At 64.1% G+C, this 20,691-nt stretch carries 16 protein-coding genes and 2 pseudogenes; 2 read left to right on the forward strand and 16 right to left on the reverse strand.

Annotated features, from left to right (window positions below):
• Window positions 1-20 precede the first annotated feature (20 nt).
• The 3 genes and pseudogenes from QFZ50_RS14940 to gdhA form a co-directional block, all read right to left on the reverse strand.
• Window positions 21-752: an aspartate/glutamate racemase family protein gene (locus tag QFZ50_RS14940; protein WP_307086839.1), complete on the reverse strand. Its 732-nt coding sequence runs from the start codon at window positions 750-752 to the stop codon at window positions 21-23.
• Between the two features lie 26 nt (window positions 753-778).
• A pseudogene (locus QFZ50_RS14945) lies at window positions 779-2,276 on the reverse strand (NCS1 family nucleobase:cation symporter-1).
• 149 nt (window positions 2,277-2,425) lie between these two features.
• Window positions 2,426-3,766: an NADP-specific glutamate dehydrogenase gene (gene gdhA, locus QFZ50_RS14950; RefSeq protein WP_307085484.1), complete on the reverse strand. Its 1,341-nt coding sequence runs from the start codon at window positions 3,764-3,766 to the stop codon at window positions 2,426-2,428.
• Between the two features lie 77 nt (window positions 3,767-3,843).
• On the opposite strand from gdhA, the gene QFZ50_RS14955 reads away from it, so the two are divergent.
• Window positions 3,844-4,314, forward strand: coding sequence for a peroxiredoxin (locus QFZ50_RS14955; protein WP_307085485.1), 471 nt, complete (start codon window positions 3,844-3,846; stop codon window positions 4,312-4,314).
• An 88-nt stretch (window positions 4,315-4,402) separates the two neighbouring features.
• On the opposite strand, the gene allB is transcribed toward QFZ50_RS14955, so the two are convergent.
• The 9 genes and pseudogenes from allB to QFZ50_RS15000 all read right to left on the reverse strand — a co-directional run bounded on the left by allB (window position 4,403) and on the right by QFZ50_RS15000 (window position 15,846).
• Window positions 4,403-5,770: an allantoinase AllB gene (gene allB, locus QFZ50_RS14960; RefSeq protein WP_307085487.1), complete on the reverse strand. Its 1,368-nt coding sequence runs from the start codon at window positions 5,768-5,770 to the stop codon at window positions 4,403-4,405.
• A gap of 10 nt (window positions 5,771-5,780) precedes the next feature.
• Window positions 5,781-6,941, reverse strand: coding sequence for a glycerate kinase (locus QFZ50_RS14965; protein WP_307085489.1), 1,161 nt, complete (start codon window positions 6,939-6,941; stop codon window positions 5,781-5,783).
• A gap of 3 nt (window positions 6,942-6,944) precedes the next feature.
• On the reverse strand, window positions 6,945-8,723 hold the full coding sequence (gcl, locus tag QFZ50_RS14970; RefSeq protein ID WP_307085491.1) for a glyoxylate carboligase: 1,779 nt from the start codon (window positions 8,721-8,723) through the stop codon (window positions 6,945-6,947).
• A 9-nt stretch (window positions 8,724-8,732) separates the two neighbouring features.
• Window positions 8,733-9,641: pseudogene (locus QFZ50_RS14975) on the reverse strand (2-hydroxy-3-oxopropionate reductase); the annotation flags it as partial.
• A gap of 31 nt (window positions 9,642-9,672) precedes the next feature.
• A complete protein-coding gene (locus tag QFZ50_RS14980; RefSeq protein WP_307085493.1) occupies window positions 9,673-10,467 on the reverse strand; it encodes a hydroxypyruvate isomerase family protein in 795 nt (264 codons plus the stop codon).
• A gap of 268 nt (window positions 10,468-10,735) precedes the next feature.
• Complete coding sequence (locus tag QFZ50_RS14985; protein ID WP_307085495.1) at window positions 10,736-11,551, reverse strand: bifunctional allantoicase/(S)-ureidoglycine aminohydrolase; 816 nt, start codon at window positions 11,549-11,551, stop codon at window positions 10,736-10,738.
• The gene (locus tag QFZ50_RS14990) at window positions 11,544-12,830 is read right to left on the reverse strand and encodes a DUF6986 family protein (RefSeq protein ID WP_307085496.1); all 1,287 of its coding nucleotides are present in this window, start codon (window positions 12,828-12,830) and stop codon (window positions 11,544-11,546) included. The genes QFZ50_RS14985 and QFZ50_RS14990 overlap by 8 nt, the downstream gene beginning before the upstream one ends.
• Window positions 12,827-14,425: a malate synthase A gene (gene aceB / locus QFZ50_RS14995; RefSeq protein WP_307085497.1), complete on the reverse strand. Its 1,599-nt coding sequence runs from the start codon at window positions 14,423-14,425 to the stop codon at window positions 12,827-12,829. The genes QFZ50_RS14990 and aceB overlap by 4 nt, the downstream gene beginning before the upstream one ends.
• A 20-nt stretch (window positions 14,426-14,445) precedes the next feature.
• On the reverse strand, window positions 14,446-15,846 hold the full coding sequence (locus QFZ50_RS15000; protein ID WP_307085498.1) for an NAD-dependent malic enzyme: 1,401 nt from the start codon (window positions 15,844-15,846) through the stop codon (window positions 14,446-14,448).
• A 161-nt stretch (window positions 15,847-16,007) separates the two neighbouring features.
• On the opposite strand from QFZ50_RS15000, the gene QFZ50_RS15005 reads away from it, so the two are divergent.
• Window positions 16,008-16,772, forward strand: a complete 765-nt coding sequence (locus QFZ50_RS15005; protein ID WP_307085500.1) for an IclR family transcriptional regulator — start codon at window positions 16,008-16,010, stop codon at window positions 16,770-16,772.
• A gap of 117 nt (window positions 16,773-16,889) precedes the next feature.
• Here the strand turns inward: QFZ50_RS15005 and QFZ50_RS15010 are convergent, their stop codons facing one another.
• From QFZ50_RS15010 to uraD, 4 genes are all read right to left on the reverse strand, one after another.
• Entirely contained in the window at window positions 16,890-18,485 is a 1,596-nt protein-coding gene (locus QFZ50_RS15010) for a nucleobase:cation symporter-2 family protein (RefSeq protein ID WP_307085502.1), read from the reverse strand.
• Window positions 18,486-18,559: 74 nt separating this feature from the next.
• On the reverse strand, window positions 18,560-19,501 hold the full coding sequence (pucL, locus tag QFZ50_RS15015) for a factor-independent urate hydroxylase (RefSeq protein ID WP_307085504.1): 942 nt from the start codon (window positions 19,499-19,501) through the stop codon (window positions 18,560-18,562).
• Window positions 19,502-19,503: 2 nt separating this feature from the next.
• A complete protein-coding gene (gene uraH / locus QFZ50_RS15020; protein ID WP_307085505.1) occupies window positions 19,504-19,845 on the reverse strand; it encodes a hydroxyisourate hydrolase in 342 nt (113 codons plus the stop codon).
• Window positions 19,842-20,384, reverse strand: coding sequence for a 2-oxo-4-hydroxy-4-carboxy-5-ureidoimidazoline decarboxylase (gene uraD, locus QFZ50_RS15025; RefSeq protein WP_307085508.1), 543 nt, complete (start codon window positions 20,382-20,384; stop codon window positions 19,842-19,844). Before uraD ends, uraH begins: the two co-directional genes overlap by 4 nt.
• Window positions 20,385-20,691 lie beyond the last annotated feature (307 nt).

Here is a 20,691-nt window from a genome sequence, read left to right on the forward strand (position 1 = left end):
CCGGCCGGCGGGTAACGGGGTCAGGTGAGGGGGATTTTCGGGGGCCAGTTCTTGATGAACTTGGGCCGGGGCGGAGCATAGGTACGGATTTTGGAGGTGGAGAGTCCGAGCGACACAAGGCTTTCCGCTATTTTCACGGCAGCCGCGACGCCATCGACGACGGGCACCCCGGTGCGTTCGGCGACCTTCTCCTTCAGCCCTGCCATGCCGCCGCAGCCGAGGCAGATGACTTCGGCTCGGTCGTGCTCGATGGCAGCAAGCGATTGCTGCAGGATTGCTTCGACTGCTCGCTCTGGTTCGGATTCGAGTTCCAGCACGCTCATGCCGCTTGCCCGCACAGATGCGCAATGGTCAGTGAGTCCTGCGAGTTTGAGGCGGTCTTCGATGAGTGGGACGGTGCGGTCCAGGGTGGTGACCACCGAGTAGCGGTGACCGAGGAACATCGCGGTACTTGCTGCGGCCTCGGTGATGTCAACGACAGGGACCGTCAGGATTTCCTGGAGCCCTTCACGGCCGTGTTCCCCGTACCCGGCCTGGATGACCGCGTCGTAGGGACCGTCATACCGCTTCACCGTTTCCATGACGGCGATCGCTGCGAGGTAGCTCTCGAAGTTGCCCTCGACCGATTCCGCGCCGAACAGCGGGGTCAGTGGGATGATTTCCGTGCCGGGGGATGCGGCGGCCGCCGCTTCTTCTCCGATGGATTTCGTCATGGACTTCGTTGTGTTGACGTTCAACACCAGAATGCGCATGGGCTTGTCCTTCGTCGTATTCGGGTTCAGTGGGCGCAGGGAACGCTGATGGCTTCCCGCGGAGACGTCGCGGTGAAGACGGTTCTTGTCTGCCACGAGGTAGTAGAGGACGGCGCCGAGACCGGCACCGATGAACCAGGAGAAGCCTGCTGCCGCCGAGAACACGGGCAGTACGGCGACGAGGATGGCGACGACGGCGGCGGGAATGAGGGCTGCAATCGCCCGGGGGTTCACGCCGGAGGAGTAGAAGTAGTCTGCCAGCGGGTTCGTCGTGAACAGGTCGGGGACGTTGATCTGGGCTTTCCGGATGATCCAGTAATCGACCATGATCACCCCGAACAGGGGTCCGAGGATCGCGCCGAGTCCGCCGAGGAAGTAGACGATGATGGCCGGCGAGTTGTAAAGATTCCAGGGAAGAATCACGACGCCGATGACTGCGCTGACGAAGCCGGCCCTCTTGAAGTTGAGCGTCCGGGGGAAAAGGTTGGCCAGCATGTAGATCGGTGCGACGAAGTTCGCCATCAGGTTCACGGCGACGGTCAGGATGATCAGCGCCAGGCACGCGAGGACGAGGAACAGCGTGTTGGGGATGGTCTGGACGATGTCGGCAGGGCTGTGGATGATCTGCCCGTTGAGCTTGTACTGGGCGCCTGCGAGGACGGCCACGATGGCTCCGAAGAACAGCATGTTCACCGGGATGCCGATGAAGTTGCCTCGGGTGATGCTGCGCTTGGAGGTGGCGCCGCGGGTGAAGTCGCAGAAGTTCAGGACGAAGGTTCCGTAGATCGCGATCCAGAGGGCACCGCCCGCGAAGATCTGCAGCCACATCTGTGTTCCGGTGAGGCTTTCGCGTGTCGACAGTGCGATGGATCCGCCTGCCTCGCTGAACATCCAGATGGCGATGGCAAGCATGGTGGCGAGGATGACGGGGCCCGCGAAGGCTTCGTACTTGCGGATCATTTCCATGCCGTAGCTGACGACGATGACCTGGAGGACCCAGAGAGCCATGAAGCTGATCCACCCGAGCGTCGACAGTCCGAGGATCGAATTCTCGTCGAGTGGTGCAAGGTTCGGGGCCAGGGCGAGGATCAGGACGCGAAGGACGACGGAGGCGAGGTAGGTCTGAACCCCGAACCAGACGATGGCGACGCCCCCGCGGACGATCGCCGGGATCTGTGCTCCTTTGATACCGAACGCGATACGGCTCATCACTGGAAAGGGCACGCCGGTCTTTTCCCCCATGAACCCCGAGAGGTTCAGGAGTAGGAACAACAGCACGGCACCGATCAGGAAGGACAGCATGATCTGCCAGGCACCCAGTCCCAGTGCGAAGAGCCCGATCGCGAAGGCGTAGTTCCCGAGGCTGTGCACATCGTTCGCCCACAGGGTGAAGATGCTGTACGCGCTCCACCGCCGGCCCTCGCGCTGCGTGGGAGCCAGGTCGGTGTTGTAGAGCTGGGGGCTGACATTGGTGAGAGCTGTCGTGCGCTGCTCGGAGGTTGGTGTGCGGTCAACTTGCGTCATTGCAGTTACCCATTTCACGATGTGGAATAAAACTTCTGAGGAATGGAACAACGGTAGAACTTGAGACACGAAGCGTCAAGGCATGGGGTTCACGTCATGAGCGCCTCGGACCAGCCCTGCCAGCACCTCATGGGATGGCGCACTTCTGGTCAGATGACGCCGAGGGACAGCATGGCGTCGGCAACCTGGACGAAGCCGGCGATATTGGCTCCTGCGACGTAGTTACCCGGGAGGCCGTATTCGTCCGCGGTGGCAGCGCAGCGCTGGTGGATGTCGGTCATGATGGCTTCGAGCCTCCGTTCCGTGTGACTGAACGACCAGGCGTCACGGCTGGCGTTCTGCTGCATCTCCAGGGCGGATGTCGCGACTCCGCCCGCATTCGCGGCCTTCCCCGGCCCGAAGAGGACACCCGAATTCTGGAGGTGGGTGATGGCTGCCGGCGTGGTGGGCATATTCGCTCCCTCCGCGACGGCGACAAGTCCCGACCCCACGAGTCGCTTCACGGCAGCTTCGCCCAGCTCGTTCTGGGTCGCGCAGGGCAGGGCAACAGTCGCGTCCACCTCCCAGACGGAACCATCAGCAACAAAGCGGGCGGCGCGACCGCGCTGGGCGGCATAGTCGCTCACCCGGCCCCGCTGCTGTTCCTTGATCTCCTTGAGCAGCCGGACGTCAATGCCGCCTTCGTCGACGACGTAGCCGGTCGAATCCGAACAGGTGACGACGTGCGCGCCGAGTGCCTGGGCCTTTTCGATGGCGTGCAGGGCAACGTTCCCGGACCCGGACACGGCCACCCGCTGGTCCTCGAGTCGGAGGTTGCGTGTTGCCAGCATCTCGCGGACGAACAGGACGGTGCCATAGCCCGTGGCTTCCGGGCGGACGAGCGAACCACCCCAACCCCTGCCCTTGCCGGTCAGCACCCCCGATTCGTATCGATTGGTGATGCGCTTGTACTGGCCGAAAAGGTAGCCGATCTCGCGTGTTCCCACCCCGATGTCGCCCGCAGGGACGTCCGTGTATTCACCGATGTGCCGGTAGAGCTCGGTCATGAAGGACTGGCAGAAGCGCATGATCTCGGCGTTGCTCCTACCCCGGGGGTCGAAATCCGATCCCCCCTTGCCACCGCCGATCGGCATGCCGGTAAGGGCGTTCTTGAAGATCTGCTCGAAGCCGAGGAACTTCACGATCCCCAGGTAGACGGAAGGATGGAAGCGCAGGCCCCCCTTGTAGGGGCCGAGAGCCGAGTTGAACTCGACGCGGAAACCACGGTTGATGCGTACCTGACCGGCGTCATCGACCCAGGGGACACGGAAGATGATCTGGCGCTCGGGCTCGCAGAGGCGCTCGAGGATGGCAGCCTCGGCGAATTCGGGGTGCTTCTCAAGGACTGGACTCAGGCAGCCGAACACTTCGTCGACAGCCTGATGGAACTCGGCCTCGCCCGGATTGCGGCGGTAGACCTCCTCGCGGATGAGGTGCAGGTCCTTGGGCATGGTGGCTCCTGAACAGGGTTGTGTAATATCACAAGACGGAATAAAAGTTCCGCCAAGCGAGACAACGGAGGTATGTAGTGGAAAAGTTGGTTCACGGCGATCAGGCACCGCCTTTCAAGCTGCACCAGGCATCCGGCCCGGACGTGGCCCTGACTGATCTGCAGGGACAACGGGCAGTGATCTACTTCTACCCGAAGGCAGCTACCCCCGGATGCACGACAGAAGCATGTGACTTCAGGGACAATCTCGCCCGGTTCCAGGCTCTCGGCTTCTCCGTCGTCGGAGTGTCCCCGGACCCCGTCGAAGCGCTTCAGACCTTCGCCGAGACCGAGCAGCTGACGTATCCGCTGCTCTCCGACCCTGACGCGACGGTCGCGCGTGCGTGGGGCGCTTACGGGGAGAAAACCGTCAACGGGCAGGTGACGACGGGCGTCCTCCGGTCGACCGTCCTTGTGGATGCAACGGGATCCGTCATCAGTGCCGAGTACGGCGTCGATGCTCAGGGCCATGTTGCCCGCCTGCTGGAGAGCGTCAACGCTGCGCAGTAGAGCTGACCAGGGAGGGGTGCTGTAGGAGCAGTGCCCCTCCCTGGCTGTTTGCGGGTCCTGACGCGTTCGCGTCAGCGTGCCGGCTACGTCAGCTGGCGCCCCTGCGGATGAGCTGGCCACGCGGGTGCTCTACGCTGACGGGTTCACCGCGGAGATAGGTCCGACGGACGACCCCTGTCAGCGGCTTGCGGTCGTAGGGGCTGATGGGGTTCTTGTGGTGCAGCTTCTCGACATCGACGATGAAGCTGTCGTCGGCGGCGAACACAGCGAAGTCCGCGTCGTAGCCGAGTGCGAGCTGCCCCTTCCTGGTCAGCCGAGCGAGCTCGGCTGGACGCTTGGACATCCATTCGACCACTTTCTCGAGGGGTATGCCTCGCTGCCGTGCCTCGGTCCAGATGAGGGAGAGCCCGAGCTGGAGCGATGACACGCCGCCCCAGGCGACGCCGAAGTCACCGTTCTCGAGGTCCTTCAGATCCAAGGTGCTGGGTGAGTGATCCGAGACGATGCAGTCGATCGTCCCGTCGATCAGGCCCTGCCACAGTAGTTCCCGGTTCGAGGCTTCGCGGATGGGCGGGCAGCACTTGAAGGCGGTGGCTCCGTTGGGGATTTCCTCGGACAGCAGGGTCAGGTAGTGCGGACAGGTTTCCACCGTCAGGCGGACACCGTCCCGCTTGGCTGTTGCGATCATGGGCAAGGCATCCGAGGAGGACAGGTGAAGGATGTGCGCTCGGGATCCTGTCCATCGGGCCCGTTCGATGACCTCGGCGATCGCGACATTCTCAGCACCGCGGGGGCGTGAGGCGAGGAAGCGGGAGTACTGGTCGCCTTCAGCGGTCGGTGCCCGGTCGATCGATCGGGAATCTTCGGCATGGACGATCATGATGGAGTCGAAACTCGACAGCTCCGCCATGTCGGCTTCCATCTCGTCGGCTTCCAGGTGCGGAAATTCATCCACGCCCGAGTGCAGCAGGAAGCACTTGAAGCCAAAGACTCCTTCATCGTGGAGACCGCGGAGATCGGCGATGTTCCCAGGGATCGCACCGCCCCAGAACCCGACATCCACGAAGACCTGATCAGCGGCAACAGCTCGTTTCTGGCGCAGCGCATCGACGGTGACCGTCGGTGGGACGCTGTTCAGCGGCATGTCGATAATGGTCGTCACACCGCCTGCGGCTGCCGCCTTGGTCGCGGAGGCGAACCCTTCCCACTCCGTCCGGCCCGGCTCATTGACGTGTACATGACTGTCCACGAGCCCGGGAAGGAGGGTTTCATCGTCAGCCAGATCCAGTTCGACCCCGCCGCTGAGGTTCGTACCCAGGGGCACGATGGCGGTGATCGACCCGTTCAGCACACCGACCTCGCGCGCCCTGACACCGGCGGTCGTCATGATCCGCCGGCCCCTGATCACCAGGTCGAAAATCTTTTCCTCCGGGGTTGCCGGTACGTTGTCCGTCACTGCGTCCACCTCACGTGTTTTCACTCAATAGTTCAGCCTGTATCTGCTTCGCGACGTCGTCGGCGACGATTTCTCCCAGCCGCTCCACCAGCGGGCCGGCCTCTGTCATGCACCGGTTCGTGTCGGGTTCGAGGTCGGCGAGGGCATAGACCCTGTCGAATCCTGCGGCACGCAATGCTTCTCGCGTCAGGGGGGTGCGCCCGCATACAGCCACGACGGGAAGGCGGAGGGAAGCGGCCAGGCGCGCCACACCCAGGGGTGTCTTCCCCATGAGCGTCTGCTCATCCAGGCTCCCCTCCCCCGTCACCACGAGCGAGGCCCCGGCGAGCTGTTCCGCTAGCTGTGTGAAGCCTAGAACAACGTCGATGCCCGGCTTCCTGACTGCATCCAGGACCGCGAGCGCGGCATAACCGGTTCCGCCGGCAGCACCTGCCCCTGCCGCTTCCGAGAGCGAGATGGCCCGCGGCCCCAGTTCGAGGGCGAGGACGTGGACCAGCCGCGCCAGACCGGATTCGAGTTGGACGACGTCGTGGGCCGTGGCGCCCTTCTGCGGAGCAAATACCGCGGCGGCTCCGAAGGGTCCCAGCAAACCGTTGTCGACATCACTGGCGAGGATGATGTCGGTGTTCCGGAGCCGGGTATCGAGACCGGACAGGTCGACTCGGTACAGGTGCTGCAGCGCTGCACCCCCAGGGGGCAAATCATTGCCGTTCACGTCCAGCAGCCGGGCGCCGAGGCCGACGAGAAGGCCCGCTCCCCCGTCGGTGCAGGCGCTGCCGCCGACGCCGACGACAATTTCCGTGCAACCGGCATCCAGCGCATGGCGGATGAGTTCGCCGGTCCCTTTGCTCGAGGCCGTCAGTGCCATCAGCCGGCCCTCCGGCAGGAGGGCCAACCCCGAGGCGGCAGCCATCTCGATGACGGCTTGCCGCCCCCGGATACCGACAGACGCCGACACGGCGTGGCCTGTCGGGCCGGTCACGGTATGACCGACCTCTTCATACCCTGCTGCGAAGGCCGCTTCGAGGGTCCCCTCGCCGCCGTCCGCCACCGGAACTTCCACGATCTCGAGATCCGGTAGCTGCTTCCGGAGGCCGGCGGCGAGCCTGCCGGCCACAGCAGCGGCAGACAGGGAGCCCTTGAACTTGTCGGGCGCGACGACGATGCGCATCGATCAGACCAGGAGCGAGATGGCTGTAGGAGCGTCGTCGGCGGATTCGGCCAGATCCTCGAATTCGTTGATCTGGTCGATGCCTGCGGCTCCCATCGAAATGTTCGTCACACGCTCGAGGATCACCTCGACGACGACCGGCACCTGGTGCTCGGCCATGAGCCTACGCGCCTCGTCGAAGGCGGCCTGCAGATCGTCCGCTTCGCGTACCCGGATGGCTTTGCAGCCGAGGCCTTCAGCGACCTTGAGGTGGTCGACACCGTAGCCTTCCAGGTCGGGTGCATTGATGTTCTCGAACGCCAGCGACACGTGGTAGTCCATCTCGAATCCCCGCTGGGCCTGCCGAATGAGGCCGAGGTAGGAGTTGTTGACCACCACATGGATGTAGGGGAGCTTGAACTGCGCACCCACAGCCAGTTCCTCGATCATGAACTGGAAATCGTAGTCACCCGAAAGGGCGACAACGGGCTCGCCGGGACTTGCCTGGGCGACACCGAGTGCTGCCGGACCGGTCCAGCCCAGGGGCCCGGCCTGTCCGCAGTTGATCCAGTTCCTCGGGTTGTAGACGTGCAGGAACTGCGCTCCGGCGATCTGTGACAGACCGATCGTCGAAACGTAGCGCGTGTCGCGACCGAAGGCCCTGTTCATCTCCTCGTACACGCGCTGCGGCTTCATGGGCACGTGGTCGAAGTGGGTTTTGCGCTGCAGCAAGGACTTCCGCTGGGCGCAGTCCTTCACCCACGCGTTCCAGTCGGGCAGTCCCTGCTGCTCACGTCGGGCCCGCGCCAGTTCCACGAGGCCGCGCAGGGCTGCTCCTGCGTCGGAGACGATCCCGAAGTCGGGCGCGAAGACACGGCCGATCTGAGTGGGCTCGATGTCGACGTGAATGAACTTCCGCCCCTTGGTGTACACATCGAGGGCACCGGTGTGGCGGTTCGCCCACCGGTTGCCGATACCGATCACCACGTCGGATTCCAGCATGGTCGCATTGCCGTACCGGTGGGAGGTCTGCAGGCCCACCATGCCGGCCATCAGTTCGTGGTCGTCGGGGATGGATCCCCATCCCATGAGCGTCGGGATCACGGGGATGTTCAGGAGCTCGGCCAGTTCGACCAGGTCATCGGAGGCGTTGGCGTTGATGATGCCGCCGCCGGCGACGATGAGTGGGCGCTCGGCTGCAATGAGCATGTCGAGGGCCTTCTCGAGCTGCCGGGTGGTGGCGGCAGGCCTGTGGACCTGCAGCGGCTCGTAGGTGTCGGGGTCGAATTCGATCATGGTCTGCTGGACGTCGATGGGAAGATCGATCAGTACGGGACCCGGGCGCCCGGACCGCATCTCGTAGAACGCCTTCTGGAAGGCACCGGGTACCTGTGCGGCCTCAAGGACCGTCATGGCCATCTTCGTGACCGGCTTGGCGATGGAAGCGATGTCCACGGCCTGGAAGTCCTCCTTATGAAGCTTCGCCACCGGGGCCTGACCGGTGATGCACAGGATGGGGATGGAGTCTGCCCACGCCGAGTACAGGCCGGTGATCATGTCGGTGCCGGCTGGGCCGGACGTTCCGATGCAGATACCGATGTTGCCGGCTTTGGCTCGGGTGAATCCCTCCGCCATGTGGGAGGCGCCCTCGACGTGGCGGGCCAGGACGTGACGGATTCCTCCGTGTGCACGCATCGCCGAGTAGAAGGGGTTGATGGCTGCTCCGGGAAGACCGAAGGCCTGGGTTGCGCCTTCCTTCTCCAGGATGAGAACTGCTGCGTCTGCTGCACGCATCTGTGGCATGGGGTGTTCCTAACGCGAGGAGGGGTCGGTGGGTGCGATGCCGGAGAGCTGCTCTACGAGGAGCAGGAGTGCGGAGTGGTCCAGGGACCCGTGTCCCTGGGCCCGCAGTGAGCCCATGAGCTGGGCGGTGTGGGCTCCAAGAGGAATGGCGACGCCTGCTTCGCGTGCTGCTGCGACGACGATCCCGAGGTCCTTGTGGTGCAGATCGACGCGGAAACCCGGTTCGAAGGTGCGCGCGAGCATCCCTTCGGCCTTCCGGTCCAGAATGCGGTTTCCGGCAAGACCACCGGCAAGGACCTTCACCGCGGCGGCGGTGTCGACCCTGTGGGCCTCCAGGAAGACCAGCGCCTCGGCAACGAGCTGGATCGTTCCGGCCACGATGAGTTGATTGGCGGCCTTGACTGTCTGTCCGGAGCCCGCGGGACCTACGTGGACGATGGTCTTTCCCACGGCTTCGAGGATCGGCAGCGCTGCGGCGAAGTCGCCCTCGGCGCCGCCGACCATGATCGACAGGGTTGCCTCGATGGCGCCCTGCTCGCCGCCGGAAACCGGAGCGTCAAGAGCCTTCAGGCCGGATTCTTCGGCTGCCGCCGCCAGGCGGGTGCTGACATCGGGCCGGATGGTGCTGGCGTCGATCCAGTAGGCCCCCTGCTGTGCGTGGGCGAGGACACCGTCTTCGCCCGTGAGGACTGCCTCGACATCAGGTGAGTCCGGCACCATCGTGATGATGAACTCGGCGTTGCGGACGGCATCGGCGACACTCGAGGCACCCCGGCCGCCGGCTTCGACGAGCTGGTCGGTCTTGTCCTGGCTTCGGTTGTAGCCGATGACGTCGTGGCCGGCTTTCACGAGGTTGACCGCCATGGGCAGCCCCATGATACCGAGGCCGATGATTGCTACTGTGCTCATGTTCCTAGTCCTTTGATTCGAGGCTGTGGTTGCGCTGCGTCTATGCCCGGCGTTCGCGGATCAGCCAGGAGAAGGCCGACCCGGCGGGGGCCTTGTATTCGAGGCCGACGAATCCCGTATAGCCGCCGGCCCGGGCGCTATCGACCCAGGTACCCAGTGGCAGCGCGCCGCTGCCGGGAGCCCCGCGACCGGGGGCATCAGCAATCTGGACGTGGCCGAACGATGCGGCGTGCGTGCGGATCAGCTCGGCGACATCGTCGCCGTTGACCGACAGGTGGTAGAAGTCGGCGAGGAGAGCGATATTGGATGCTCCTTCAGCCTGTACCTTCCCGATGATGTCCAGGGCCTGTCGCGCGGTCCGGACCGGGTAGTGCTCGGCGCCGCTCACGGGTTCGAGCAGGACCGTCCCACCGATGCGGGCGACAGCCCGCGCGGCGAGGACAAGGTTCTCGATGGCGATGGCGTCCTGCTCCTCAGGCGTCGATTCCGAGGTGCGGTTGCCGTAGAGCGCGTTGAATGCCGTGCAGCCGAGGCGCTCACCGATACCCGCGGCAACCTCCAGGTTGTCGCGGAACTCCTTGCTACGGGCAGGCAGGGAGACCAGCCCGCGCTCCCCCTCCGGCATGTTCCCGGCGTTGAAGTTCAACCCGGAAAGCTGCACGCCGGCGTCAGTGATGGAGCGCTCGAAGGCTGTGACCTCGGCGTCGGAGGGAACCGATGACTGGAACGGCCACCAGAACTCGACGAAATCGAATCCGGCGGCTTTCGCGGCCGCCGGGCGCTCGAGCAGCGGCAGCTCCGTCAGGAGGATCGAACAGTTCACTGTGTATGCCATGGCTGGTCCTTGACGCTGGTAGAGGGCTCGAACCACACTTCGGGTATTCCGCTGTGTGAAATTTAACTTTCTTATGTTGGAACTGTAGGCGGGTTTTTCGTGAAGTGTCAAGCGTCACGCTTCCCGCGGGTCGACGCACGCGGCTCGGGAGGGGCAGGGCCGTGGAGGCGCCCGGTGGGACGTGCCGGGGGTGGTCGGGAAAGTGGAACAGCTCCGCCCCCAGGCCTTCGACACACCTGGGGGCGGAGCTGGTCCTGTGGGGGCTGGACTACAGGGTGATCTGGCGGTTCACGTCCTTGTACAGCAGGTAGCGGAAGTTGGAGGGCCCACCGGCGTAGCAGGCCTGGGGGCAGAACGCCCGTAGGGACATGTAGTCGCCCTCCTGCACTTCGACCCAGTCCTCGTTCAGGCGATACACGGCCTTGCCTTCCAGGACATACAGCCCGTGTTCCATGACGTGGGTCTCTGCGAAGGGGATGGACGCACCGGGCTCGAAGGTGACGACGTTGATGTGCATGTCATAGGCGAGGTCATCGACGGGAAGCATGCGGGTGGTGCGCCACTTGTTGTTCGTATCCGGCATCGCACCGGGCGTGAGGTCCTGCTCGTTGCCGGTGACGGCCTTCGCCGTATAGCCCTCGAGGGGCTCGTACCGCTTGCGGATCCACTGGAATTTAGCCAACCCGCCGGCCTCGTTGGCGGTGGACCACTCCGAGCCCGCCGGCAGGTACGCAAAGCCGCCAGGCGTCAGAGAGTGGCTTTCTCCTTCGATGCGCACCGTCAGAGCACCTTCGAGGAGGAAGATGAATGACTCGACCTCCTTCTGCGGTTCCGGGTTGCCTGACCCGCCACCGGGGCTTACCTCCATCAGGTACTGGGCGAAAGTTGTCGCACCGCCTGCAACCGGACGGTTGAGGACCCACGCCCGGGTCCCGTTCCATTCCGGCAGCACGCTGGTGACGATGTCGCGGAGGACTCCGCGAGGAATCACCGTGTACGCCTCGGTGACGATGGCGCGGTCGCTCAGCAGATCGGTCTGCGGCGGGAGTGCGCTCTGCGGAGCGTAGTAGGAGGTGTCAGTCATTGGTGCCCCTTCGGGTGAGATGTTGTTTCGGATAGGCGAGGGCCTTGAGCTCGGCAATGGATACGCCACTGTGCGTTTCGATCTCCTGTGAGCTCAACGCCCCGCAGGCGAAGCCCCGGTCGATGAAACGTGCCAGCGCGCGTGCGGTCGCGGGCTCATCCATGATGGTGCTCTGAAGCTGATGGACGTAGTTCTTCAGCCGCGTCGCCGCCTGGTCGAACCCTTCCAGATAGAACAGGTAGGTTGCGGCGAACCGGGAGGGCAACTGCGCGGGGTGCAGGTCCCACCCCTGGTAATAGCCGCGCTCCAGGGACCGTCGGACAAGACGCCCGTGCAGCGCCCACGCGGCATCCACGTTGTCCTCGGATCCGAGCGGAAGCACGTTGGTGGACCCGTCGGAGAGACGGACGCCGGTTCCTGCGACGGCCACCTGCATGACCTGCTTCGCGAAGTCGGCCGCCGGGTGCTCCATCGACTGGTACGCGGCGGCGATCTCCAGGGACGCACTGTAGTCATACGTCCCGTAATGCAGGGCCGTGACCCGCTTGTCGCTGCGGTGCAGGAGATGGGCGACAGGGATGGTGCCGTCCGCCCCCATGATCAGCTGGGGGGTCTCCATCTGCACTTCGAACCGAAGACGGCCCGGCTCCAAACCATGTGCCCGTTCGAGCTCCTCGCACGCATACACCATTGCCTGGACCTGAGCGGTGGTGCTGACCTTCGGCAAGGTGAGGACAAGGCCGGCGGGCAAGGCGCCGTGGGCGAGCAGTTCCGAGACGAACACGTCCAGGGTCCGCAGACCGCGGGCCCGGGTGTCCTGCTCGAAGCTCTTGAACCGGATACCGACGAAGTCGGAGCATTTCTGTGCGGAGACGGCATCACTGACCCGCTGCGCGGCCTGCGCTGCGTGGAAGTCCTCCTCGTCATCTCCTCTCGGCCCATAACCGTCCTCGAAATCCAGTCGCAGGTCCTCGATCGGTTCGGCCAGGAGCTTCACGTTGACCTTGTCCGCGATCTGGCGGCGGAGACCCTCCGGTGCGCCGACGAGCTCACAGACATGGTTCATGCCGCGCGTCCCGACTGCCTCGAGAGCCTGGGCGCCCCATGCGGTGAGGGTCGACGTGTCGAAGCGGTCGGCCGGCAGGTAAACGGTGTGGATCGGCTGCCGGGAACCGCTGTCTCCCGGATAGTCGTGCTCGAGGGAACGGTCGGTTGCTGCCAGGGTGTCATCGATGTGGGCGTGCACCGCGTCGGACAGCCGCGAGCGGACCACCGTCACTTCACCAGCTCATACGCGGGCAGCGTGAGGAAGTCCGTGTAGGTCTCGGACAGGCAGATGTCCGCCACAAGTGCCTGGGCCGGCACATAGTACTTCTCGAAGAGTTCGGCGCTGACTTCCGCTCTGAGGGCCTGAGATTCCTCCTCCAGCAGTCTTTGCACCAGTTCTGCCGTCACGGTGCGGCCCGTGTCCGCGAGGGTGACCTGGTTCCTGATCTGCTGCCAGACCTGGGACCGGGAGATCTCGGCGGTTGCAGCGTCCTCCATCAGGTTGTGGATGGCGACAGCCCCGTTACCGGAAAGCCAGACAGCCACATACGCCATGGCGACGTACAGGTTCGACCGCAGGCCCGCTTCGGTGACGCTCCCGTCCGCGGATCCAACATCCAGCAGGTCTTCTGCGCTGACGCTGACGTCGGTACGCTGCCGATCGACCTGGTTGGGCTTGGCTCCCAGGACGCTGTCGAAAACTTCGCGGCAGATGGGCACGAGATCAGGATGGGCCACCCAGGATCCGTCGAAGCCGTCGTTGGCTTCACGCGTCTTGTCGGCGCGGACCTTGTTGAAAGCTTCCTCGGTGACGGCCGGTTCGCGTCGGTTGGGGATCACCGCTGCCATCCCTCCCATGGCGAATGCACCCCGGCGGTGGCATGTCTGGACCAGCAGTTCGGTGTAGGCGCGCATGAAGGGCGCCGTCATGGAGACGGTGGCCCGATCCGGCAGGACGAAGTCCGTCCCGCCATCGCGGAAGTACTTCACGATGCTGAACAGGTAGTCCCAGCGTCCCGCGTTCAGGCCGGACGCGTGATCGCGCAGTTCATAGAGGATTTCGTCCATCTCGAACGCGGCGGGGATGGTCTCGATGAGCACGGTCGCCCTGATGGTGCCCTGCGGGATGCCCACATAGTCCTGCGCGAAGACGAAGACGTCGTTCCACAGTCGTGCCTCGAGGTGGCTTTCGAGCTTGGGGAGGTAGTAGTAGGGTCCGCTGCCGTTGCCGAGGAGCTGGCGGGCGTTGTGGAAGAAATGCAGGCCGAAGTCGACCAGGGCGCCGATCGCAGCCTGCCCGTCGACGGAGATGTTCTTCTCGGGGAGGTGCCACCCGCGCGGCCGTGCCACGACGACTGCCAGCGGTGCATCCGTCCGCAGGGCGTATTCCTTGCCCTCCGGCGAGGTATAGCTCAGCTCGCCCCGGGCTGCCTGCAGGAGGTTCAGCTGGGCGTCGACGACGTTGTGCCAGGTGGGTGTGCTGGCGTCCTCGAGGTCGGCGAGCCAGACCTTGGCCCCGGAATTGAGGGCGTTGATCGCCATCTTCGCCGGCGTGGCCGGTCCTGTCATTTCCACCCTGCGGTCCTGCAGCTGGGGCGGGGCGGCGGCGACGCTCCAGGTGTCGTCGCGGACAGCACGCGTCTCGGGCAGGAAGTCCAGCCGTCCCGTTTCCGACACGTGCTGCCGCCGCAGGGCGCGGTCGGTCAGGCGTTCCTCGCGCTGGTTCGCGAATTTCTGGTGGAGCTGCTCGATGAAGGTGAGCGCTTTGGGAGTGAGGATGGTTCCGGCTGCCGGGAACGGCATCGGGGAGGTGAGTTCGATGGTCATTGCGTAGCCTTTCGGGTAGCTCAGTGAGCGAGGGCAGGCTCGGTGACGGCAGCTGCTGCCACTGCTGCAGCAACATCGGCAGCGACCTGGGGGTCGAAGACGCTGGGGATGATGAAGCTCGCGTTCAGTTCCGCCTCGCTGACGCGCGCCGCGATGGCCTCTGCTGCTGCGACAAGCATCTCCGGCGTGATGTCGGAGACCTGGGCATCGAGGAGGCCTCGGAAGAATCCTGGGAAGGCGAGCACGTTGTTGATCTGGTTCGGGAAGTCGGAACGTCCCGTTGCGACAACGGCGGCGTGCTTGGCGGCGATCAGCGGATCGATCTCCGGATCCGGGTTCGCCATGGCGAACACGATGGCCTGATCGGCCATGGAGGCCACATGCTCCTCGGAGAGGACGTTCGGCGCGCTGACCCCGATGAAGACGTCCGCTCCGACGAGGGCCTCATGCAGGGACCCAGAGAAAGCCTCCGTGTTCGTGTTCTGCGCGATCCAGGCCCGGTGGGGGTCGGCGTGCTGCTGGTCGCTGTTGATCGCGCCCTTGCGGTCGCAGGCGACGATGTGCCGGGCTCCCTGTGCGACCAGGAGCTGGATGATGGCCGATCCGGCAGCACCAACACCGGAGACGACGATCCGCACGTCGGCCAGATCCTTCGTGACGACCCTCAGTGCGTTGGTGAGCGCGGCCAGGGTGACGATGGCCGTTCCGTGCTGGTCATCGTGGAAGACCGGGATGTCCAGCTCCTCACGGAGCCTGTTCTCGATCTCGAAGCACCGCGGAGCGGCGATGTCCTCGAGGTTCACCCCTCCGTATACGGGCGCGAGCGCCTTGACGATGCTGATGATCTGTTCGGTGTCCTGGGTGTCGAGGCAGACAGGCCAGGCATCGACGTTGGCGAACTGCTTGAACAGGGCTGCCTTGCCCTCCATGACGGGCAGAGCAGCGGCCGGCCCGATGTTGCCCAGCCCGAGGACTGCTGAACCGTCGGTGACGACGGCGATCGTGTTGCGCTTGACGGTCAGCCGGCGTGCGTCCTCAGGATTCTCCGCGATGGCCAGGCACACTCGGGCGACACCGGGGGTGTAGGCACGGGACAGGTCGTCACGATTGCGAAGAGCGACCTTCGGGACGACTTCGAGCTTGCCCCCGAGGTGCATCAGGAACGTCCTGTCGCTGAGTTGCCGGACGGTGACGCCCTGAAGCTCGTTGAGGGCCTCCCGGACCTTTTCGCCGTGCTCCGCGTCCGTTGTGTTGCAGCTGACGTCGACGACGATGTGCTCGTGGTGTGATTCCGTGACGTCCAGGGCAGTGATGGACGCTCCCGCAGCTCCTACCGCTGCCGCGAGCTCCGCAGTGGTGGAGAAGGCGGAGGGAGCCTCAACGCGCAGGGTGATCGAATATCCGGGGCTGGGATTGGCCATGAGACTTCCTTCGTGTCGGTAAACGTCGATGTTTTCGTATGATGGATAATAATATTTGTATTGTGGAAACACAAGCGAATGCCGTTGGTTGGGATAGAACTTCCACGATGCGGATATGCTTGATTCAGATAGCAGAGTTCCGAACGATGTCAGGAGCAGGGATGACGGAGACGCCGGCAAGAAGTGGAGGCGTGCAGTCCGTGGAGCGCGTCTTCGAGCTTCTGGAGTTGATCAATGATGCAGGCGGTGAGGTCACCCTCAGTGAGCTCGCTGCTTCGACGGACCTTCCGCTGCCGACCATTCACCGCCTTCTCCGGACGCTGGTGACCAAGGGCTACGTTCGGCAGTTGCCGAATCGTCGCTATGCGCTGGGTCCGCGTCTGATCCGTCTGGGCGAGGGTGCGAACAAGCAGCTCGGGGCCCTGGCCCGTCCGCAGCTCAAGCAGTTGGTCGACGCCCTCGGTGAGACGGCGAACATGGCTGTTCTGGACTCGGACATGGTGGTCTATATCGCGCAGGTCCCGTCACTGCACTCGATGCGCATGTTCACCGAGGTCGGCCGTCGGGCACATACGCATGACACAGGTGTGGGCAAGGCCATCCTCGCCCAGCTCGATGATGAAACGGTGCGCCGTATCGTGTCCCGTGCCGGCATGCCCACACCCACGGAGAAAAGTATCGGCTCCATCGATGACCTGCTGGCGGACCTGGCGGTGATCCGCGAGAGGGGATACTCGATCGACGACGGCGAGCAGGAACTGGGTGTCCGGTGCTTCGCCATGGCGGTCCCGAATTCCCCGACCCCGACAGCCATATCCGTGTCGGGCCCGGTGTCGCGCGTGGACGACCACTTTGCCAAGAGGGCCGTGCCGTTGCTGACCAGAGCCGCGCAGACCATCTCCACGGAACTCAACGTCACTGCCTGAGAACCGTCGCGCAGTGTGCATGCGGTGTGCGAGGACCGGGGACTCATCTGGCCTGCTGGCTGGTGAGTCCCCGGCCTTTCGTGATGCCCGTGGGTCAGCGTGAGCGCGGGCAGCGGGTTAGTGGGCGCCGCTGCCTGCTGATGGATGCGTTTCACAGATACGCCTGATGTCATCGGCATGACTGATCTCACCCTTGTCCAGCTTTTCCTTGACGATGGGATAGTGCGCGGCACTGACGACCGGGATCTCGGTGCCATCGGCGTCAACGAGCTTCCCTGCTTCGAAGTGATCCCCGTCCCGCAGCGCCTGGAGCTCATCTTCCCTGACCATGCGGGGCGGACTGGCGACGAAAACCGATGATTGCGCGGAGTTGCCGCGCTTGAAGTGGTTGAACAGCAGGTTGAGCAGGACCGCCATGACCGCGGAGGAGCTGATCCCTGAGTGGAAGATCGTGGCGAACCAGGTCGGGAACGCGTCGTAGAACGTCGGGGCGACGATGGGAATCATGCCGAAGGCCAGTGCGGCCGCGACGATGATGAGGTTCATGTTGTTCTTGTATTCGACCTTCGACAGGGTGCGGATCCCGCTGGCCGCGACCGTGCCGAACAACACGACTCCGGCGCCTCCGAGCACTGGTGTCGGCACTGCTGCAACGAGCCGGCCGAGGACAGGCAGGAGGCCGAGGACGACGAGGATACCGCCGCCGGCCGTGACGGCGAAACGGCTCTTGATACCGGTGATCGCCACGAGCCCGACGTTCTGCGCGAAGGCGCTCTGCGTGAAGGTGTTGAAAACGGGCGCGACGATGCTGGCGGCCATGTCGGCCCTCAGCCCGTCAGCGATGCGGCGCGAGTCCACCTTGCTGCCGGTGATCTCACCGACTGCGAGGATGTCGGCTGTCGTCTCCGTCAGGATGACCATGACGACGATCGTCATGGAGACGATGCCGGCGATTTCGAAGACCGGGAAGCCGAAAGCGAAAGGCTGCGGGAACGCGAAGATCGGCCCGTCACCCACCTTCGAGAAGTCGGCCATGCCCGTCGCGGCGGCGAAGATCGTTCCGAGAACGATAGCGAGCAGGATCGAGAGCCTCGAGATTGCGGCATTCCCGACCTTGCTGAGCAGCAGGACGATCGCCAGGGTCAGGGCGGCGAGGCCGATGTTGGCCAGGCTCCCATAGTTTTCTGCCTTGTTGTTCCCGCCCATGGCCCAGTTCGCCGCCACGGGCATCAGGGTCAGGCCGATGGTGGTGATGACGACGCCGGTGACGACCGGGGGGAAGAAGCGGACGATCTTGGCGAAGAACGGGGCAACGCAGAAGCCGATGACCGATGCCGCCAGGACGGAACCGAAGACGGCCGGAAGCCCTCCTCCCCCGTTGACGATCGCCACCAGGGTCGCGACGGATGCGAAGGATGTTCCCTGGACCAGGGGGAGCTGGCAGCCGAAGAACTTGATCCCGTAGGTCTGCAGGATGGTGGCGAGGCCTCCGATGAACAGGCAGGATGCGACCAGGACGCCGAGGTCGCTGGGCTCGAGCCCTGCAGCGGAGCCGATGATGAGCGGGGGCGCGATGATGCCGCCATACATGGTGAGGACGTGCTGGAACCCGTAGGCGACCGTTTTTCCGAGTGGCAGTCGTTCGTCCTCGGGGCGCTGGGTAGTCGATGGGGTGTGCCGTGCTGATTTCCTGCCTGGTTTGACTGATTTCATAGCAGACTTCCTTGTCGGCTTGTGAGGGGGGGGGGGTCGAAGGGGCCGGAGTGGACTCCGGCCCCTTGGGTCGATCAGCAGAAACCGGGGATGTTCGCCCAGATCGCTGCCTCGGTCGGGTTGCCTTCGCGCTCGATGGTGGCTTCGATGAGTCCGTAGGGACGGTCCGCAGCGAAGAACACCTCGTTGTTGTTCTCCAGGTCGAAAGGTGACAGGTCGACGAGGAAGTGGTGCTTGTTGGGGAGCGAGAACTTGATCTCCTGGATCTCCGGGTGGGCTTCCAGGACCTGCTTGCCCATCTGGAACATGGACTGCTGCAGTGCCAGCGAGTGGGTGGACGCGAAGGCGTCGAGCAGGATGGCCCGGACGTCGGCGTAGACCGCGTTGAAGTCGACGTCCAGGGTGTTATAGCGCCATTTGGCTGTCACGTCGGTGGCAAGGATCCTGTCGTTGGTCTCCGTCAACGTCGTGTACTTGTCACGGGGGAATCCATGGAACTCGGATCCCGTCGATTTCAGGACGGTGAGATCCTCGATGCCGGCAATGAGCTGCTGGTCGGACCCGTTGACGAGAAGCACGGCAGTGCGGGTTTCGGACTTGTTCCTCGAGAATGCGTGATCGTGGTCGTTGATCCGATCCCAGAAGTACTGCTCCGCTGCCCAGCGCCCGCCGGTGACCCAGTCGAAGCTTTCGGTGAAGTGCCGACCCAGGCGGAGGAGGAAGTCCTCCGGCGAGCCGACCCCGTCCTTGGCGAAGGCGTAGACCGTGTTCTTCTGCGTGTCGGTGGCGACCACCCTGGAGTTGTCGCCCGCAGTGTGCGCGGATTCGAAATCACCGTGGAGCTGGGAGGTGACATTGAGGTCCTCGAGGGAGTGCCGGGCCGTGTCGCGGGTGACCTTGACCAGTCGTACTTCCGCTTTTCCGTACTGGTTGCGCCCCAGCACGATGTTCGTGCCGGTGTCGCTTCCCGCAGCACCCGAAGTGGTGGTCTGGTTCTCTTGCGTCGTTGCAGTCATGATCAGCTTCCTCGATAGGTCGAATATGCGTATGGGCTCAGGAGTAGGGGTACGTGGTAGTGCTCGGTCGATCCGTCGAGGTGGAACGTGATGGCCACCTCGGGGAAGAAGGCGTCGACCCCGGCTGTGGTGAAGTAGGTGCCGACGTCGAACTCGAGGCGGTAGATGCCGGAGGGAAGCTGCTCGGGTCCCAGGGTTCGAACACGACCGTCGGCGTCGGTGATACCTGTGGCGACAACGACCCATGCATCGTTGTTCCGTTGTGCCAGGACGATGTGCACCCCTCGTGCCGGTAGTCCGTTGCCGGTGTCCAGGACGTGTGTGGTGACGTGGCTGACTGTCATGATGTGACGATTCCTTCCAGCCGGAGCAACGCGATGTTCCGCAGCTCGTGCGCGATGATGGGGGTTTCCTGCGCCGGGTGGTTCTCCAGGCGCTGCCTCAGGGCCCGAAGGATGTCCTCTGCGGTCCGTCCTTTGGCGCGGATGAGGAAGACCCTGCCGAACTTGTGTTCGTAGGCTCTGTTGCCTGCCGCGATGAGCGCAGTGGTGCCGTCGGACGCCGTGAGGCCGGCCTGCTCGCTGCGGGAATGCCGGGCCTCGGCAGACGGACCGGCTGGTTGCTCACCGATGCGAGGGTGATGCCCGAGGGCCCGGTCGATCTCCGCCTCGGTCCAGCCGGGGGCCGCAGCCGCCGCGCAATCCAAGAGTGCGGTCCGACTGGGAAACGGCCGGGCGTCGACGAGGCTGGTCACCCAGCGGGAGATGTCGACGCAGGGCCTCAGGGCCTCGGCGGCCTGTTCGGGGGTCAGCGAATTGAACTCGCTCAAAGTCATCAAGGGTGTCAGCTTTCTTGTTGCACTCTCCGCAGCAGCGCTGAACACCCTTGACCATCGGCTGGAACCGACTTGATTCGATGTTTCTGCAATACGGAATCTTTATTTCGTTAACAGTGTAAGCCCCATCACACAGAGCCTGTCAAGCGATCTTGGGCACCCATTCTGCCACTCCTTGACGGGATCCTGCTCCAAACCTAAACTTCCACCATAAGAAACTTCTATTTCGTAAGGTGAAAACCGTGAGTACAGCGTCGCGTGACCAGAATCAGCCCGGTAAGCCTGTCAGCGAATCCTGGACGCCCTACGAACCCGGCGGGGATGACCCCGACTTCTTCTTCCCCGCGGCCTTCCT

The organism is Arthrobacter agilis (assembly GCF_030816075.1).
GTDB lineage: Bacteria > Actinomycetota > Actinomycetes > Actinomycetales > Micrococcaceae > Arthrobacter_D > Arthrobacter_D agilis_E.

What these genes read in the sequence shown, in the direction of transcription:
- QFZ50_RS14985 (WP_307085495.1), bottom strand. Translation starts at nt 11,551, where the DNA reads ATGACTGACACCTCCTACTACGCTCCGCAGAGCGCACTCCCGCCGCAG.
- QFZ50_RS14965 (WP_307085489.1), bottom strand. Translation starts at nt 6,941, where the DNA reads ATGCGCATCGTCGTCGCGCCCGACAAGTTCAAGGGCTCCCTGTCTGCC.
- QFZ50_RS14980 (WP_307085493.1), bottom strand. Translation starts at nt 10,467, where the DNA reads ATGGCATACACAGTGAACTGTTCGATCCTCCTGACGGAGCTGCCGCTG.
- QFZ50_RS15010 (WP_307085502.1), bottom strand. Translation starts at nt 18,485, where the DNA reads ATGAAATCAGTCAAACCAGGCAGGAAATCAGCACGGCACACCCCATCG.
- gcl (WP_307085491.1), bottom strand. Translation starts at nt 8,723, where the DNA reads ATGCCACAGATGCGTGCAGCAGACGCAGCAGTTCTCATCCTGGAGAAG.
- QFZ50_RS15000 (WP_307085498.1), bottom strand. Translation starts at nt 15,846, where the DNA reads ATGGCCAATCCCAGCCCCGGATATTCGATCACCCTGCGCGTTGAGGCT.
- uraH (WP_307085505.1), bottom strand. Translation starts at nt 19,845, where the DNA reads ATGACAGTCAGCCACGTCACCACACACGTCCTGGACACCGGCAACGGA.
- aceB (WP_307085497.1), bottom strand. Translation starts at nt 14,425, where the DNA reads ATGACCATCGAACTCACCTCCCCGATGCCGTTCCCGGCAGCCGGAACC.
- QFZ50_RS15005 (WP_307085500.1), top strand. Translation starts at nt 16,008, where the DNA reads ATGACGGAGACGCCGGCAAGAAGTGGAGGCGTGCAGTCCGTGGAGCGC.
- QFZ50_RS14940 (WP_307086839.1), bottom strand. Translation starts at nt 752, where the DNA reads ATGCGCATTCTGGTGTTGAACGTCAACACAACGAAGTCCATGACGAAA.
- pucL (WP_307085504.1), bottom strand. Translation starts at nt 19,501, where the DNA reads ATGACTGCAACGACGCAAGAGAACCAGACCACCACTTCGGGTGCTGCG.
- gdhA (WP_307085484.1), bottom strand. Translation starts at nt 3,766, where the DNA reads ATGCCCAAGGACCTGCACCTCATCCGCGAGGAGGTCTACCGCCGCAAT.